Below are 663 nucleotides of genomic sequence, written 5' to 3' on the forward strand. Positions count from 1 at the left end.
TGTACGCGGCTGCTTTCCACGCTCTGCTGCGCCAGTTGCTCGAGCATGCCCTGCACCTTGCGCAGGCTCTCGCGCACACGCTCGGCGCTCTCCGGGCTCTGCTCGATGGCGAAGTTGCGCTCCAGACGACGCGCCTGGAGGATTTCCTGATTGACCTGCGCCAGCTGGCCGACCTGCGCGTGCCCCTGGAGCACGGCCTGGACGGCGAGATAACCACTGCCGGTCATGGCGGCGGTGAGCAGCAGCACGAGGCCGAAACCGATGAGGAGTTTCTTGCCCACGGCAAGGTTGGCAAACAGACGCGCGGCAGGCTTGAACATATGGGGGTCGCTCCAGTTCTTCTTATTGCAGTCGCACCTCGTGGGTGCGACCTGATCGACTGAACAGGCAACTGCTGTGCCATGCCGAGAACAACGTATCGGCAGGTACCTGGCACCGCTTGAGTGCTGGCAATTGGCCAAACGAACAGTCTGAGGATAGCCACTGCCCGCGCGCCGGCAGGCGCATTTCGGCAAATATCCGCTTACTGGCGCCGAATAACTGGCGACTTCCCGCCCCCTGCCGTACGCCATGGGGCAAATGAAAAAGGCGCAGCTCCATCAGAAGCTGCGCCTTGGCTGACACCCTACCTGCCTGTGTTCAGCGGCCGGCAAGCACCGGCAT

The 663-nt window shown here is 62.9% G+C and carries 1 pseudogene; it reads right to left on the reverse strand.

The features are described from left to right. A pseudogene (locus J0A65_RS24960) lies at positions 1-320 on the reverse strand (hypothetical protein); the annotation flags it as partial. Between the last annotated feature and the right edge of the window lie 343 nt (positions 321-663).

Origin of the sequence: Bowmanella yangjiangensis (assembly GCF_017255015.1) — a bacterium.
Lineage (GTDB): Bacteria > Pseudomonadota > Gammaproteobacteria > Enterobacterales > Alteromonadaceae > Bowmanella > Bowmanella yangjiangensis.